The sequence below is a fragment of the Rhodococcus sp. UNC363MFTsu5.1 genome (genome assembly GCF_000686785.1).
Classification (GTDB): domain Bacteria; phylum Actinomycetota; class Actinomycetes; order Mycobacteriales; family Mycobacteriaceae; genus Rhodococcus_G; species Rhodococcus_G maanshanensis.
Genome location: NZ_JMLO01000020.1, coordinates 1 through 13,313 on the forward strand (window position 1 = coordinate 1; position 13,313 = coordinate 13,313).

Genomic DNA, 13,313 nt, shown 5'->3' on the forward strand with positions numbered 1-13,313 from the left:
GACGTCGTTCCAGTTGACGATGTTCCAGAAGGCGTTGACGTAGTCGCCCTTGACGTTCTGGTAGTCGAGGTAGAAGGCGTGCTCCCACATGTCGAGCATGAGCAGGGGGGTGAGGCCGATGGAGATGTTGCCCTGCTGGTCGTAGAGCTGGACGATGATCAGTCGCTGGCCGATGGAGTCCCAGGCGAGGATGGACCAGCCGGAGCCCTGGATGGCGTTGGCGTTGGCGTTGAAGTGGGTGCGGAAGGCGTCGAAGCCGCCGAACTGGTCGTCGATGGCTGCGGCGAGTTCGCCTTCGGGCTTGTCGCCGCCGTCGGGGCTGAGGTTGTTCCAGAAGACGGTGTGGTTGGTGTGGCCGCCGAGGTGGAAGGCGAGGTTCTTCTCGTGCAGGTTGACCACGGGGGCGACGGCGTCGGCTGCGCGGAGTTCGGCGAGCTTGTCGAGGGCGGCGTTGGCGCCTGCGACGTAGGCGGCGTGGTGCTTGTCGTGGTGCAGCTCCATGATCTTGCCGGAGATGTGCGGCTCGAGGGCGGCGTAGTCGTAGGGCAGTTCAGGCAGCGAGTAGACAGACACGAGGGTCCCTTCCTTACGGGCGCGCACGCCCGGCGTGTACCAAGTCGATTTTGGGTCGATCCTTCTCGGGCATAACCCAATCTCATTCGTACACCGTCCGCAAGATTTGCGACCAGGCGGGCGCGTATGCCAGTGGCGCGTCCGGGGGCGTCGCCGCACGCCCTGTTTTCCGACACCGGTTCGTCCGGTCGGTGAACAAAACCTTAATATTGGGTGGTGCTCCGACTGCAACACGTTTCCGTGCGCGCGTCTTCGCCGCCTCGGATCGAGTTCGCCGGGGCCAACCTCCTCCGTGCGATCGCGGTGCTCGCCGTCATCTATTCGCACATCTCGTACTACCTGATCGACGACCTGGGCTCCGGCTGGTGGTTGATCGACGGCGTCTACACCGTGCTGGTCGCTGGTGGCGGGCTCAACCAGCATCTTTCGTTCCTCGGTGTCGCGATCTTCATGATGCTCACGGGGCTGATGCTCACCGCGTCGGCCACCCGGCACAGCCCAGGGCGATTCCTCTTCAACCGGGTCGGACGGCTGCTGCCCGCGCTGTGGGTGGCGGTCCTGCTCGCCATCGTCCTGGTGCGTCTCGGCATCAACGGGATGTTCAGCGGCCAGGACGGGATCTCGAACTCCGAGGCCGCGCTCAGCTTCGTGCTCGGCGGGTTCTTCCTCACACCGGAGGTCGCGGTGCTCGGGGTGACCTGGACCCTGGTCGTGCAGGTCCTGTTCTACCTGTACTGCGTCGCCGCCCGGCCGCTGCTGAGGACGATCCCGATCGCGGTGCCCCTCGCGGGCGCTGCGCTCTGCAGCGCGGTGCTGCTCTACAACCTGTACGTGCCGCAGCCGTACGCGGTGCCGATGCTGTCCAAGGTCGCCGCGACCCTGCCCGCGGTGTTCATGGGTCAGATCATCTACCTGGGCTGGGCGCGACTGGCGGACTGGCGCTGGGTCATCGTGGCGACCATGGCGCAGGCCGAGGTGGTGCGCCTGGCCACCGACAGTCACGTCTACTGGGCGGGGGACCGCTACCTGTGGACCATGTTCGTGGTCACCTGCGCGGTGCTGGTGCTGGTGCGGTACGACGGCTACCTCGGCCGCTCGAGTGTCGTGCGGTGGACCGCGACCCGCAGCTACGCGATCTACCTGCTGCACACGCTGATCCTGTACCGGGTGTACGAGAACACCGTCGGCTACCTGGGCCGGACGGGCGCGGTGCTCGCCTTCCTGCTGGTGACGGCCGGGGCGGCGGAGCTGCTGTACCGGTTCGTGGAGGTGCCCGCGAGCCGGTGGATCGGCGCGCAGTCACACCGCTTCGGGCGGCCCGCTCAGAGCACGACGAACGCGACGACGCCGACGATCACGAGGACCAGCACGCCGATCAGGACCGCGCGCGCGATCGACTGACGCCCGCGCGCTGCTCGTCGACCGTGCGCGGCCGCGGGTTCAGGAGTGAGCCAGGGCGGGCTGACCGGGGGCGCGCCGAACTCGGGGTCGGCAGGCGCGATCACGGGCCCGGTCGGAGTGTGGGGCGCGGGCCGCGCGAGTACGGGCTCGGTCGGCGTCGGCGGCATGGGCAGCGGCGTCGCGACAACCGGTGGCGCCGAGCGGGGCTGCTCGGATCGCTGCTGCGAGGGTTTCGGGTCCGGTCGCGTGGCGCCCCATTTGAACGGCGGCGGGAACGGAGATCCCTGCGCGTCGCCCGCGGGTTCCTGAGGTGACATCTGCGCCTCCTGCCACGACGGTCGGCCCCCCAACTGCACCGGCGAGCTTACCGAGGCGCGCGGATGCCGGGCCCGAGGAACGCCGGCGGAACTGCTGCCGCGGCGGCCGCGCGTAGCATCGGATCATGTCCTGGTACGACGACATCCTCGGCCGCTCGGCGGCGAAAACTGCGATCGTGACGGCCGACGAGGCGCTGCCCGGCCGCACCCAGCCGCTGCCCGTTTCCGGCGCCCACTACGTCAACGGGCACCCGCTGACCCCGCCGTTCCCGGAGGGAATGCAGACCGCGGTCGTCGGCATGGGCTGCTTCTGGGGCGCCGAGAAGGAGTACTGGCAGCTCGACGGCGTGTACAGCACCGCGGCCGGGTACGCGGGCGGGTTCACCCCGAACCCCACGTACGAGGAGGTCTGCTCGGGCCGCACCGGGCACACCGAGGTGGTGCTCGTGGTCTTCGATCCGGCGGTCATCGGCTACGCGAGCGTGCTGCAGCAGTTCTGGGAGAACCACGACCCCACGCAGGGCCTGCGGCAGGGCAACGACCACGGCTCCCAGTACCGTTCCGCGATCTACACCACCGACGAGGGGCAGCAGGCGATCGCGCACGCCACCGCGGAGACGTTCGCGGTCCGGTTGGCCGACGCGGGGTACGGGGCGATCACCACCGAGATCGCCCCGCTCCGCGAGTTCTACTACGCCGAGGACTATCACCAGCAATACCTCGCCAAGAACCCCGGCGGCTACTGCCCGGTGCACGCCACCGGCGTCAGCTGCCCGGTCGGGCTGCTGAAGCAGGACGAGGTGCCCGCGCAGAAGGACGTCCTGCCGCCGAGCTGAACCGATCGACCGACGTTCAGTCGAGCTGCGGCAGTACCTCGTTCGCGACCAGCTCCAGGTGGTCGAGGTCCTCGAGGTCGAGGGTCTGCAGGTAGATGCGGCTCGCACCGAGCTCGCCATACCGGCCGATCTTGTCGACGAGTTCGGCGGGCGACCCGGCAGCGCCGTTCTCCCGCAGCTCGGCGACCTCCCGCCCGATGCGCGCCGCGCGGGCGGCGAGCTCGCTCTCGGTGCGGCCGCAGCAGAGCACCAGCGCATTGGAGTAGGTGAGCTCGGCGGGATCGCGATCGATCGTGCGGCAGGCCTGGCGCACCCGCTCGAACTGGGTGGCGGTTCCGTCGAGGGAGACGAACGGCAGGTTGAACTCGTCGGCGTAGCGGGCCGTCAGCTCGGGGGTGCGGCGCTTGCCCATGCCGCCCATGATGATCGGCGGCCCGGCATGGTGGAACGGCTTCGGCAGCGCGGGCGAGTCCTCGATGCGGTGGTGCGCGCCGTCGAAGGAGAAGGTCTCGCCGACTGGGGTCTCCCACATGCCGGTGATCACCGCCAGCGATTCCTCGAGCCGGTCGAAGCGGTCCTTCAGCGACGGGAAGGGGATGCCGTAGGCGAGGTGCTCCTCCTCGTACCACCCGGCGCCGATGCCGAACTCCACCCGCCCTTCGCTCATCGCATCCACCTGGGCCACGCTGATCGCCAGCGGACCCGGGTAGCGGAATGTCGCGGAGGTGACCAGCGTGCCGAGCCGGATCGTGGACGTCTCGCGGGCGAGGCCCGCCAGGGTGATCCAGGCATCGGTGGGGCCGGGCAGCCCGTCGGAGTTCATCGCCAGGTAGTGGTCGGATCGGAAGAAGGCTCCGTAGCCGAGGTCCTCGGCGGCCTGCGCGACGCGCAGCAACTGCTCGTAGGTGGCGCCCTGCTGTGGTTCGGTGAAGATTCTCAGCTCCATGCGTGCCAGCCTGCCGTATCCGGTGCCTGCGCTCCACCGACGAGCCGCAGCCGAACGTGACAGTATCGGGGTGTGAGCTTTGGTGATGTGCCCTCGGTGCCCGCTGCGGAGGTACCGGCCGAGCTGTCCGACTCGGTGATCCTGCTGGACGTGCGCGAGGACTATGAGTGGGCGGACGGGCACGCGCCCGGTGCACTGCACATCCCGATGGTCGACGTCCCCGCGCGGCTGACCGAGATCGACATCGACGCCGAGGTGTATGTGGTGTGCCGTTCGGGTGGCCGGTCTATGCGGGTGGTCGAATACCTCAACCAGGTCGGGTTCGATGCGGTGAACGTCATCGACGGGATGGTGGCCTGGCAGAAATGTGGCCGGCCGTTGACCGCCGACGGCGGCGGGTCGGCAAAGATCTACTAGATGAGCACCGTTCAGGTCTGTGCGCGCTGCGCCGCCCGATGGCCGGTCGTCGGGGGCCCGGCGCAGTGGTGCCCGCGGTGCCACGGTGTGCTGCTCTCGCCGACGGACCCGGCGCGCCCGGAACCGCCGAACCTGCGCAACTTCCGGTGGGTCGCCCGACGGCCAGGGGCGGCGGCGACGCGGGCCCGCGCGACCAGGACCCCGACCGAGCCGGGCCCGCCGTCCTACCGGGAGATCCCCCGCTGGGGCCTGCGCGACGTGCCCCCCGCTCCCGACCGGGAACCGGTGGCCGGGCGTCGTGAGCAGCTCGCCGAGCTGGCTCCCGCCCTGCTCAGCGCCACGGCGGCGCTGTTCGCGCTGGCCGCGCTCGCCGAACTGTTCCGCTACGGGCTGCTGCTGCGCAACCGGACCACGCTGATCGGGCCGGGGCTGCTCGCCGTGTCCGACGGGCTGGTCGGCGCGGCCGGCCTGCTCGCTCCGATCGTTGCCGTGTGCGCCGCCGTGGCCGCCGTGGCCTGGCTGGTGGGGGCCCGGCGTCGGGCCTTCGCCCGCAGCGGGCACGTCGACCCGCGCCGCCCGTCGACGCTCGCCCTCGGCTGCCTGGTCCCGGTGGTGAACCTGGCGATGCCGGGGGTGTTCCTGACCGAGCTGGACGAGCCGGACCCGCAGACGCGCAAGCTGATCCGGGTGTGGTGGGGCACCTGGGCCTGCGGCGGTGTGCTCTTCGCGGTGAATCTGTGGTGGCGCACGCTGGACTCGTTGCAGGCGCAGGCCGACGGGGTGCTGCTCGCGGCGGTCACCGATCTGGTGGCGGTCGCGGTGGCGGTGTTGACGTTGCTGGTCATCCACCGCGTCGACGGTCTGAGCCCGACCGGGAAGCAGCGCGAGCTGACCCGCTGGGTCGTCGCGGTACCCGAGCAGGCCGAGCAGGCCAAGACCCAGGAGCGCGTGGAAGCGGGGACGTCGTGAGCCCCGACCACCGCGGTCCCCGCGTCGTCGCGCACCGCGGCGCATCCGCCGCCCTCCCCGAACACACCCTCGCCGCGTACGAGCTCGCCCTCGACCAGGGCGCCGACGGGCTGGAATGCGACGTACGGCTGACCCGCGACGGGCACCTGGTGTGCGTGCACGACCGACGCATCGACCGCACGTCGTCGGGCACCGGGCTGGTCAGCGAGATGACGCTCAAGCACCTCAACGAGCTCGAGTTCGGTGCCAACGGGGAGCCGGTGCTCACCCTCGCTCAGCTGATCTCGCTGGTGCTCGACCACACCAGCCGCCCGATCAAGCTCTTCATCGAGACCAAGCACCCGGTCCGCTTCGGCGGGCTGGTGGAGAGCAAGGTGCTCGCGGAGCTGTCCCGGTTCGGGCTGTCCGCGCCCGCGTCCGCCGACCACTCCCGCGCGGTCATCATGTCGTTCTCGGCGACCGCGGTCTGGCGGATCCGCCGGTCGGCGCCGCTGCTGCCGACGGTGCTGCTCGGGGAGTCGTCCCGATACCTGGGTGGCGGCGCGGCGACCACCGTTGGCGCCACCGCGGTCGGCCCGTCGATCAAGTCGTTGCGCGAGCACCCGGAGATCGTGAACCGGGCGGCCGCGGCGGGCAGGGCAACGTACTGCTGGACGGTCGACGACTTCGACGACGTGCAGCTGTGCCGGGAGCTCGGTGTCGGCTGGATCGCCACCAACCATCCTGGCCGGACCAAGGAGTGGCTCGCACAGTAGCCGCGACGTGTAGGTTTCCCGACGTGGGTAAGAGCAAAAGAAACAGTGGTCCGAAGCCCGGCAGCAACCGCGCGGCGAAGCTCGCCGAGCGCCGCGCCGCCCAGGAGAGTGCCGCGGCCACCGCGGTGCCGCGCCCGTTCGAGGGCCTGGCAGCCGAGTGCGATCTCGTCGCGATGCGCGAGTTCGTCCCGTCCGCAACGGCGACGTTGCCGCTGACCGGCGGCGAGCGCACCGTCGTGGCCGCGACGGTGCTGCCCGGCGCGGTGGCGGGCCTCGTCCGCGACGAAACCGACTCCGCGACAGGCTTCGTCGGCCTGCAGGTGCCTGGCCAGTCCACCGATCTCTCGGCCGATCTGGCCGCCGCCGTCAACTGGGCCGCCACCGCGGAGCCGGGGCAGTCCCTCGCAGCGGCCGACGCCGAGCCGGGCGGACCGCGCCTCGGCGACGTGATCGAGGCGGGCACGCTGCTGGAGATCAGCGTGCACCAGGACTTCAACTGGTGGATCCCGGAGGGCGTCACGCCCGCCCCGGAGGTCGCTGCCACGGTCGAGCAGGCCAACTCGGTGATCATGCCGTCCGCTCGCCTCGAGAGCGAGGGCGTCGTCGCCGCGTGGTGGGTCGACGCGGGGGAGAAGGCGCACCTGCGCTGGGTCCGGCCCGAGGACGAGGACCAGCTGATGCTGGCACTGGCCCGCGTGCACGCGTCCGGTGGCCTGCATCTCGGCGAGGGGTCCCGGTACGCCGGGTCGTTCCGCACCCACGGTCTGCTGGTCCCGGTGTTCGACCTCGACCCCGAGCGGCACGCCCAGGAGTGGGCGCCCGCGACCGCGGAGCTCGGCGAGCGGCTTGCCGACGCGCTTGCCGTCGACGCGCCGCTCACCTCCGACGAGCTGCGCTCGCGCGACGGCCTGCGTGCCCGTCAGGTCACCCTGCGCTGATCGAGGCGGCTGCGCCGCCCGTGCGCGCTTACCGGGTCCCTGGACTCCACGAGCACGCACGGGGCGCGGCCGCACTCCTCAGACGTCGAGGACGACCTTGCCGGGGATGCCCCGTCGCTTGGCGAGAAACGCGGTCCGCGCCTCGGCGAGCGGATAGGCGGCGCCGACGTGGGGACGCAGTACCCCCTGCTCTGCCAGCTGCGCGAGTTCCAGGAGTTCGTGCCGGTCGGGCTCGACGATGAAGAAGACCGCGCGACCGTCGACCGGGGTGACCGGCGGTGGCGCCGTGATCGACACCAGCGTGCCGCCGGGCCGCACGAGCGCGGCCGAGCGTTCCAGCACCTCCCCGCCGACGGTGTCGAACACCAGATCCACCGGGCCGAACCGGGTCTCGTCGAGGCCGCCGGACTCGAGCGTCACGTAATCGTCCGCGCCGTGACCGCGGGCCGTCTCCTCGCCCGCCGCCCGGCCGGTGGCGATGACCCGTGCCCCCGCCGCGTGCGCGAGCTGCACGACCAGCGAGCCGGTGCCGCCCGCGCCGCCGTGCACCACGACCGTCCGTCCGGATGCCTCGCCATACGTCAGTCCGCCGTGGCGGAAGAGTCCCTGCCATGCGGTGAGGCCGGCAAGGGGGAGTGCGGCGGCCTCCCGGAACCCGATCGTCTCGGGGATCGGGGCCAGGTTGCGGGCCTCCACCGCCACGAACTCGGCGGCGGCGCCGTCGCGGTGCCAGTCAGTCAGCCCGAACACCCGGTCCCCGACCTCGAATCCGGTGGTGCCATAGGGGATCTCGCCGACGACCCCGGCGACCTCGTGGGCCGGGATGCTCGGGGTCCTGTCCCGGCCGGCCCGGTCCGTCCAGGTCCCCGGCCAGTCGAGCTCGTCCGGGACGAAGGAGGCGGCGCGAACGCGGACGATCACGTCGCCGGTCGCGGCCTGCGGATACGGCGCCTCCTCGAGCACCAGGGCGTCCGGGTTGTCCGCGCCCCGGTTCTCCTGGATCCGAACGGCTCTCACTTCTCGATACCCCTCAGCGACGTCGGCTCAGCGGACCGGCGGGACACGGCGGGTGCTGACCGCGATCCGGTTCCACGAGTTGATGGTGAAGATGACGGCGATCAGCTGGGACAGCTCGCGCTCGTCGAACTGCTCTGCGGCCCTTGCGTACACCTCGTCGGGGACGAAGCCGTCGGTCAGCACGGTGACGGCCTCGGTGAGGGCAAGGGCCGCGCGCTCCCGCTCGGTGTAGAGGTTCGGCACCTCCTCCCAGGCGTTGAGAAGGAAGAGCTTCTGCTCGCTGATGCCGATCTTGCGGGCGTCCTGGGTGTGCATGTCGAGGCACCAGGCGCAGTGGTTGATCTGTGAGGCACGGGTGAGCACGAGCTCGACGAGGACCGGGTCGAGGCCCTTCTTGGCGGCCGCGTCGAGGGCGATCATCGCCTGGTAGACCTCGGGGGACTGCTTGAAGATGTTGACCCGCTGTGCTGTCTCGGTTGTCGTCATGAGAATGACTCTAGGCGGGAAATGGACCGAATCAGTGGTTCAATTAGGCGGTGGAATCTTGGGCCAATTCTGGATTGGATCTACACCTCGACCTCCGTGGTCGCGGCGGCCTCCGCGCGGCGCTGATGGCGAGCCTCCGGGAGGACATCCGATCCGGACGGCTGGCGCCGGGTGCACTGCTACCGCCCTCGCGCACACTGGCCGCGGACCTCGGCGTCGCGCGGAACACCGTCGCGGACGCCTACGCCGAGCTGGTCGCCGAGGGCTGGCTGACCGCCCGCAGGGGGTCGGGCACCCGGGTGGCCCCGAGGGCCGCGCCCACGGCCGACCCCCGGACCCCGCGGCCCGCCCCGCCGGTCCGACCCGCGCACAACCTGATGCCCGGGTCCCCGGACGCCGCCTCGTTCCCGCGGGCCGCGTGGCTGGCCTCGACGCGCCGCGCCCTGACGGTGGCCCCGAGCGACGCGTTCGGGCCTGGCGACCCGAGGGGCCGTCCGGAGCTGCGAAAGGCATTGGCGGACTATCTGGCCCGCGCCCGCGGTGTGCGCGCGGACCCGGACCGCATGGTGGTCTGCGCGGGTACCGCACACGCACTGACCCTGCTCGCCCCGCTGCTGGGTGGGGCGGTCGCGGTCGAGGGCTACGGCCTGCACGTGCACCGGGAACTGCTCGGCGGGGCGGGGGTGCGCACGCTGCCGCTGGCCGTCGACTCGGACGGCGCGCGGGTCGACGAGCTCGCGCGGTCGGGGGCGGCCGCCGCACTGCTCACGCCAGCCCACCAGTTCCCGATCGGTGGGCCCCTGCATCCGGAACGCCGTGCGGCGGCGGTCGATTGGGCGGGCGCGTCGGGTGGCCTGATCCTCGAGGACGACTACGACGGCGAGTTCAGGTACGACCGCCAGCCGGTCGGGGCGATGCAGGACCTGGACCCCGACCGGGTGGTGTACCTGGGCTCGGTGAGCAAGAGCCTCTCGCCCGCGCTGCGCCTGGGATGGATGGTGCTGCCCGACCGCCTCGTCGATCCCGTCCTCGGGGTCAAGGGCATCTGGGAGCGGTGGGTCGGCGTGCCCGACCAGCTGACGCTCGCGGACTTCGTCGACTCGGGTCGATACGACCGCCAGATCCGGCTGATGCGCGGCCGCTATCACCGGCGCCGCGACCAGCTGGTGGCCACCCTCGCGGATCGGGCTCCCGCAGTCCGGGTCACGGGCATCGCGGCGGGTCTGCATGCGGTACTGGAGCTGCCGCCCGGCGCCGAGGCCAGGGTCCTGTCGGCCGCCGCCGCGGAGGGCCTCGCGGTGGGAGCGCTGTCGACCTTCCGGCACCCGGACGCGCGCGACGACCAGCGGGACGGCCTTGTGGTCGGGTACGGGGCCCCCGCCGAGCACGCCTTCGCGGGGGCGCTGGAGGCCCTGTGCCGGGCGCTGGGTGGAGCCGCCCGACTCAGCTGAAACGCGGAGCGGCCGAATGCGTGTGCGGGGCACACACATTCGGCCGCGAAGCTGCGCGAGGGATCGGTCTAGATCGACCCGCCCGCGGCGGGAGGAGCGCCCGAGGCGTCCTTCACGACGTTCATCTCGCGGGCGACGAAGTCCTCGAGGTGGAACAGATTGTTGCCGGCCCGATCGGCGATCGCGAGCAGGGTGGTCATGGAGGCGACCTCCTCGACCTGCTCCTTGAGGAACCACTGCATGAACTGCTCGCCGAGGTAGTCGCCCTCCTCGCGAGCGGTGCTCGCGAGCTGGATGATCTGGTCGGTGACCACCTGCTCCTGCTTGAGGGCCAGCGCGATCGGTTCGCGGGTGTTCTCGAAGTGCGACTTCGACGCGTCGACGCCACTGAGTTCCACGGTCATGTCCCGATCCAGGAAGTACTGGACGATCATCATCGCGTGGTTACGTTCCTCGACCGCCTGCGAATAGAAATGCTTGGCCAGCTGGGGGAGATCCGCGTTGTCGAAAAAGACCGCCGTCGCGATGTACTGATGCGAGGCGTTGAATTCGTTGCGGATCTGATCATGCAGAAGCGCGTGAAATTTGGTCCGATGAGTGTCTGCGGAATCGCTCATGCGGCGAAACGATATAGCTGGTCAGGCCGTGTGTCATCCAAGTCGAGCCTTATTGAGGCCAGTATTCCCTAATTGAGTCGAACCTAATTGAGTCGAGCCTCAACAGCGCAACCGGCCGGTTTCGGAGCGCCGGAATCGGCCGCCACCGGCGAGTTCAACTGCCTGCGCCACGGTTCCGGTGCTGAGCGGGCAGCGCCGAGACGCGGCGTCCACCGATACGCTGGGGTCATGCCGACCGCAGGCCGGGCCGTTGAGCCGATGGCGGACATGATCACCCTCGACCCGCTCGGGAAGCTCCAGGCGGTGCGCCGATCGGCGGTGTCGCGGGACTGGGACGAGATCAAGCAATGGTCCGACTCCGTCTACATGCCGTACCTCGTCCGGCCGACCGGCCGTGCCCTGACGCCTGCGGCGAGCATGTACTCGGCGAAGATCGCGGACATCACGCTCACCCGGTTTGCCTACGGCGTCCCGGTCGCGATCGGCGAGTTCGCGCCGGAGTCGGGAAACGTGTTGGTGCTCACGACGATCCGGGGCGGTACCCGGCACTCCGTCGCCAACGGCAGGTCGGAGGACGTCACCAGCGGGGGCACCTTCGTCGTGGACTGCAGCCGCGTCGACTACCTGTTCGAGGCCGACCCGGAACACCTCCAGCTGAACCTGACCATTCCGCACCAGCTGTTGGCGGACCTGGCGCTGCGCTGGTGGGGCAGCGTCCCCGACGACCGCCTGTGGCGACACAAGTGCGTGATCGGCGGCAAGGGGAGCACCTGGCTGGCGCTGATGGAGTACGTCGTGCGCACCCTCGCCGAGGCGCCGGACCGGGTCGCCGACGGGCGGGTCGGCGTCAACCTGCAGGAGATGATCGCGGCGCAGCTGCTCACCGACTGGACCGCCCGTGCGGGCACCGAGCTCGGTCCGCCGTCCGCGCTCCACGCCCCCGGCTATGTGCGTCGCGCCGTGCGGTACATCGACGAGAACGCCCGCGACCTGCCGACGGCATCGGAGATCGCGCTCGCCTCGGGCGTCAGTGTTCGAGCGCTTTCGGGCGCGTTCCGCCGCTACCTCGACACCACCCCACGCGACTACCTGCGTGAACAACGGTTGCAGGGAGTGCGCAGGGAGCTGTTGGCGCGGCGGTCGAGCACGGTGGCCGAGGCCGCGGGGGCCTGGGGGTACGTCAACCTGGGGATGTTCGCCGCGGCCTACCGCCGCCGCTTCGGTGAGAACCCCGCCCAGACGGTGCGCCGCGCGCAACTGTGATGCCGGTCATGGGGATTGTGCCGACCCGAGACAGGCGGTGCCGAGACGAGACATCGCCCCGCGTCCCCCGGTCATAGCGTCACGTCCCACATCGACGTCAGGCATGACAGGAGAGTGGGATGTCCGATCCAAACGCCGCACTCGGCGCAGTTCTCGAAGGCGTGACCCAGGGCGGTGCGCCGCGGGTTCCCGGTGTGGTCGCGATGGTCACCGACCGCGAGGGCACCGTGTTCGAGGGAGCGGCAGGGGTGCGGTCGCTGACCGACGACCAGCCGATGACCCTCGACACCGTCTTCGCGATCTTCTCCACCACCAAGGCGATCACCGGCACCACGGTGCTGCAGTGCGTCGAGGAGGGGTTGCTCGACCTCGACGCGCCCGCCCGCGAGTACGTTCCTGAGCTCGGCGACATCCAGGTCATCGAGGGTTTCGACGGTCAGGGTGCGCCGGTACTGCGGGCCCCCAAGCGCGACATCACCACGCGGATGCTGTTGTTGCACACCGCAGGTTTCGGCTACGACTTCTTCGACGAGGTCTACAACCGGCTCGGCGTGGAGCACGGCCAGCCCAGCGTGACCACGGCGACCAAGGCGTCGCTGTCCACGCCGCTGCTCTTCGATCCCGGCGAGAGGTGGCAGTACGGGACGAACATCGACTGGGCGGGTCAGGTGGTCGAGTCCATCCGCGGCCGCCGCCTCGGCGAGGTGATGGCCGAGCGGGTGTTCGGGCCGTTGGGCATGCACGACACCTCGTTCACCCTGACCGGGTCGATGGCCGATCGGCTGGCAGCCATCCACCAGCGGGAGGCCGACGGCCGCCTGACGCCGCTGGACCTGGTGCTCCCGCAGGACCCCGAGGTCCACATGGGCGGGCACGGCCTGTACTCCACGGTGGGTGACTACCTGAAGTTCCTGCGGATGTGGCTGAACGACGGTGACGCGCCGGGTGGGCGGGTCCTGCGGGCCGATATGGTGCAGGCCGCCGCGCGCAACGGCCTGGACCGACAAGAGGTGACGATGCTGCCGGGGGTGATCCCCGCACTCTCCAACGACGCCGAATTCTTTCCGGGGCAGCGTAAGTCGTGGGCCTACACCTTCATGGTGAACGAGGAGGACGCGCCAACCGGCAGGCCAGCGGGTTCGCTCGGGTGGGCCGGGTTGGCCAACTCGTACTACTGGATCGACCGGTCCAGCGGGATCGCGGGCTACTGGGCAACGCAGATCCTGCCGTTCGCCGACCCCGTCTCGTTCGGCGCCTATCTCGACTTCGAGACGGCCGCGTACCGACACCGGGTGGTGGGCGCACCGGTCTAGCGGGGTCGGTTCAC

Annotated in this window: 15 protein-coding genes; 9 read left to right on the forward strand and 6 right to left on the reverse strand. The window is 70.4% G+C overall.

Going from position 1 to position 13,313, the window contains the following annotated elements:
- Nucleotides 1-573, reverse strand: a 573-nt coding sequence (locus BR31_RS0116380) for a superoxide dismutase (RefSeq protein WP_027501729.1), incomplete at its 3' end; no start/stop codon positions are given.
- A gap of 264 nt (nt 574-837) precedes the next feature.
- Between BR31_RS0116380 and BR31_RS28960 the strand changes: the two genes are divergently transcribed.
- The gene (locus BR31_RS28960) at nt 838-1,974 is read left to right on the forward strand and encodes an acyltransferase family protein (protein ID WP_081830533.1); all 1,137 of its coding nucleotides are present in this window, start codon (nt 838-840) and stop codon (nt 1,972-1,974) included.
- Here BR31_RS28960 and BR31_RS31570 read toward each other — a convergent pair.
- On the reverse strand, nt 1,896-2,291 hold the full coding sequence (locus BR31_RS31570) for a hypothetical protein (protein ID WP_156042516.1): 396 nt from the start codon (nt 2,289-2,291) through the stop codon (nt 1,896-1,898). The two genes, BR31_RS28960 and BR31_RS31570, sit on opposite strands and share 79 nt — an antisense overlap.
- Before the next feature lie 125 nt (nt 2,292-2,416).
- Here BR31_RS31570 and msrA point away from each other — a divergent pair, with 125 nt between their 5' ends.
- The gene (gene msrA, locus BR31_RS0116390) at nt 2,417-3,127 is read left to right on the forward strand and encodes a peptide-methionine (S)-S-oxide reductase MsrA (RefSeq protein ID WP_027501914.1); all 711 of its coding nucleotides are present in this window, start codon (nt 2,417-2,419) and stop codon (nt 3,125-3,127) included.
- A gap of 16 nt (nt 3,128-3,143) precedes the next feature.
- Here msrA and BR31_RS0116395 read toward each other — a convergent pair whose 3' ends face one another.
- A complete protein-coding gene (locus tag BR31_RS0116395; protein ID WP_027501915.1) occupies nt 3,144-4,073 on the reverse strand; it encodes an LLM class F420-dependent oxidoreductase in 930 nt (309 codons plus the stop codon).
- Between the two features lie 72 nt (nt 4,074-4,145).
- Here BR31_RS0116395 and BR31_RS0116400 point away from each other — a divergent pair, with 72 nt between their 5' ends.
- From BR31_RS0116400 to BR31_RS0116415, 4 genes are read left to right on the forward strand one after another with little or no spacing between them, the layout of a single operon-like run.
- Nucleotides 4,146-4,490: a rhodanese-like domain-containing protein gene (locus BR31_RS0116400; protein WP_027501916.1), complete on the forward strand. Its 345-nt coding sequence runs from the start codon at nt 4,146-4,148 to the stop codon at nt 4,488-4,490.
- On the forward strand, nt 4,491-5,459 hold the full coding sequence (locus BR31_RS0116405) for a DUF4328 domain-containing protein (protein WP_027501917.1): 969 nt from the start codon (nt 4,491-4,493) through the stop codon (nt 5,457-5,459). It abuts the gene before it with no gap.
- The gene (locus BR31_RS0116410) at nt 5,456-6,214 is read left to right on the forward strand and encodes a glycerophosphodiester phosphodiesterase (protein WP_027501918.1); all 759 of its coding nucleotides are present in this window, start codon (nt 5,456-5,458) and stop codon (nt 6,212-6,214) included. Before BR31_RS0116405 ends, BR31_RS0116410 begins: the two co-directional genes overlap by 4 nt.
- A 23-nt stretch (nt 6,215-6,237) precedes the next feature.
- The gene (locus BR31_RS0116415) at nt 6,238-7,152 is read left to right on the forward strand and encodes a DUF5926 family protein (protein ID WP_027501919.1); all 915 of its coding nucleotides are present in this window, start codon (nt 6,238-6,240) and stop codon (nt 7,150-7,152) included.
- A gap of 78 nt (nt 7,153-7,230) precedes the next feature.
- Here the strand turns inward: BR31_RS0116415 and BR31_RS0116420 are convergent, their stop codons facing one another.
- Both BR31_RS0116420 and BR31_RS0116425 read right to left on the reverse strand, forming a co-directional pair.
- Nucleotides 7,231-8,169 (reverse strand): NADP-dependent oxidoreductase, encoded by a 939-nt coding sequence (locus BR31_RS0116420; protein ID WP_027501920.1) that lies wholly within the window; start codon nt 8,167-8,169, stop codon nt 7,231-7,233.
- Nucleotides 8,170-8,196: 27 nt separating this feature from the next.
- Nucleotides 8,197-8,655: a carboxymuconolactone decarboxylase family protein gene (locus BR31_RS0116425; protein ID WP_027501921.1), complete on the reverse strand. Its 459-nt coding sequence runs from the start codon at nt 8,653-8,655 to the stop codon at nt 8,197-8,199.
- A gap of 50 nt (nt 8,656-8,705) precedes the next feature.
- Between BR31_RS0116425 and pdxR the strand changes: the two genes are divergently transcribed.
- Nucleotides 8,706-10,106: a MocR-like pyridoxine biosynthesis transcription factor PdxR gene (pdxR, locus tag BR31_RS0116430; RefSeq protein ID WP_027501922.1), complete on the forward strand. Its 1,401-nt coding sequence runs from the start codon at nt 8,706-8,708 to the stop codon at nt 10,104-10,106.
- Between the two features lie 68 nt (nt 10,107-10,174).
- On the opposite strand, the gene BR31_RS0116435 is transcribed toward pdxR, so the two are convergent.
- Nucleotides 10,175-10,723, reverse strand: a complete 549-nt coding sequence (locus BR31_RS0116435; protein WP_027501923.1) for a ferritin — start codon at nt 10,721-10,723, stop codon at nt 10,175-10,177.
- 267 nt (nt 10,724-10,990) lie between these two features.
- Between BR31_RS0116435 and BR31_RS0116440 the strand changes: the two genes are divergently transcribed.
- Complete coding sequence (locus BR31_RS0116440; RefSeq protein WP_027501924.1) at nt 10,991-11,986, forward strand: AraC family transcriptional regulator; 996 nt, start codon at nt 10,991-10,993, stop codon at nt 11,984-11,986.
- Between the two features lie 119 nt (nt 11,987-12,105).
- Entirely contained in the window at nt 12,106-13,299 is a 1,194-nt protein-coding gene (locus BR31_RS0116445; RefSeq protein WP_027501925.1) for a methyl acetate hydrolase AcmB, read from the forward strand.
- Nucleotides 13,300-13,313: the final 14 nt, after the last annotated feature.

Bases quoted from the DNA above. Each gene is read 5' to 3' on its own strand.
- BR31_RS31570 (WP_156042516.1), bottom strand. From the start codon at position 2,291: ATGTCACCTCAGGAACCCGCGGGCGACGCGCAGGGATCTCCGTTCCCG.
- msrA (WP_027501914.1), top strand. From the start codon at position 2,417: ATGTCCTGGTACGACGACATCCTCGGCCGCTCGGCGGCGAAAACTGCG.
- BR31_RS0116395 (WP_027501915.1), bottom strand. From the start codon at position 4,073: ATGGAGCTGAGAATCTTCACCGAACCACAGCAGGGCGCCACCTACGAG.
- BR31_RS0116405 (WP_027501917.1), top strand. From the start codon at position 4,491: ATGAGCACCGTTCAGGTCTGTGCGCGCTGCGCCGCCCGATGGCCGGTC.
- BR31_RS0116425 (WP_027501921.1), bottom strand. From the start codon at position 8,655: ATGACGACAACCGAGACAGCACAGCGGGTCAACATCTTCAAGCAGTCC.
- BR31_RS0116435 (WP_027501923.1), bottom strand. From the start codon at position 10,723: ATGAGCGATTCCGCAGACACTCATCGGACCAAATTTCACGCGCTTCTG.
- BR31_RS0116440 (WP_027501924.1), top strand. From the start codon at position 10,991: ATGATCACCCTCGACCCGCTCGGGAAGCTCCAGGCGGTGCGCCGATCG.
- BR31_RS0116445 (WP_027501925.1), top strand. From the start codon at position 12,106: ATGTCCGATCCAAACGCCGCACTCGGCGCAGTTCTCGAAGGCGTGACC.